The sequence below is a fragment of the Aeromonas sp. Prich7-2 genome (assembly GCF_017939255.1).
GTDB classification, from domain to species: Bacteria; Pseudomonadota; Gammaproteobacteria; order Enterobacterales; family Aeromonadaceae; genus Aeromonas; species Aeromonas caviae.
In genome coordinates, this window is sequence record NZ_JAGKRI010000121.1 from 1 (window position 1) to 1,053 (window position 1,053).

Annotated in this window: 2 protein-coding genes; both read left to right on the top strand. The window is 64.7% G+C overall.

Features of this window, described 5'->3' with window-relative positions:
- Positions 1 to 203: 5-formyltetrahydrofolate cyclo-ligase (locus tag J9892_RS17405; RefSeq protein ID WP_282598085.1), on the top strand; the 203-nt coding region annotated here is incomplete at its 5' end.
- A 152-nt stretch (positions 204 to 355) separates the two neighbouring features.
- Positions 356 to 1,015 (top strand): ribose-5-phosphate isomerase RpiA, encoded by a 660-nt coding sequence (gene rpiA / locus J9892_RS17410; protein ID WP_042078150.1) that lies wholly within the window; start codon positions 356 to 358, stop codon positions 1,013 to 1,015.
- Positions 1,016 to 1,053 lie beyond the last annotated feature (38 nt).

Sequence of the window (1,053 nt, forward strand, 5' to 3'; positions counted from 1 at the left end):
CCTTCGATGAGGCGGGCAACCGGCTCGGCATGGGGGGCGGCTACTACGATCGCACCCTGGCCTGCTGGCACGAGCACGGACTGGGCCCAAGACCGCTCGGCCTTGCCCACGACTGTCAGCAGGTGGAGGCCGTGCCCCGGGAGGAGTGGGACGTGCCGCTGCCCCAGATCATCACCCCCAGCCGCAGCTGGCTCTTCCCGTGACGGCGCGGGATCGCCCCTTCCCCGCCCCTCGGCTCAATAAACAGGCAAACGATTTACATCTTGGGGATTTTTGCCCCGGAACGTGAGCGCCATGGTCGCCCCGGGGAGGCGGCTTGGATATAATGCGCCCGCTTTTTCCATAAGGATCCATCATGACTCAAGATGAAATGAAGAAGGCGGCCGGTTGGGCTGCGCTCAAATACGTGGTACCCGGCTCCATCGTCGGTGTGGGCACCGGCTCCACCGTCAACCACTTCATCGATGCGCTGGCAACCATGAAGGACGAGATCAAGGGCGCGGTATCGAGCTCCGTCGCCTCCACCGAGCGCCTCAAGGGCTTTGGCATCCCGGTGTTTGACCTCAACGACGTCGATACCCTCTCCGTCTACGTGGATGGCGCCGACGAGATCAACGCCACCCGCGACATGATCAAGGGGGGCGGCGCCGCCCTGACCCGCGAGAAGATCGTCGCCGCCGTGGCCGACCAGTTCATCTGCATCATCGACAACACCAAGACGGTGGACGTGCTCGGCACCTTCCCGCTGCCGGTGGAAGTGATCCCCATGGCCCGCGAATACGTGGCCCGCGAGATCCGGGCGCTCGGCGGCAACCCGGTCTGGCGTGAAGGGGTGATCACCGACAACGGCAACATCATCCTGGACGTCAAGGGCATGGCCATCACCGACGCCAAGCAGCTGGAAACCCAGCTCAACAGCATAGTGGGCGTGGTCACCAACGGCCTGTTCGCCCACCGTGGCGCCGACGTGGTGCTGATCGGCACGCCGGATGGCGTCGTGACCCAGCAAGGGTGACGGCGGGAGGGCGATCGGGGTCATCAGATCCCTCTTCT

Excerpts from the sequence above, each read along its gene's own strand:
- rpiA (WP_042078150.1), top strand. The coding sequence starts at position 356 with ATGACTCAAGATGAAATGAAGAAGGCGGCCGGTTGGGCTGCGCTCAAA.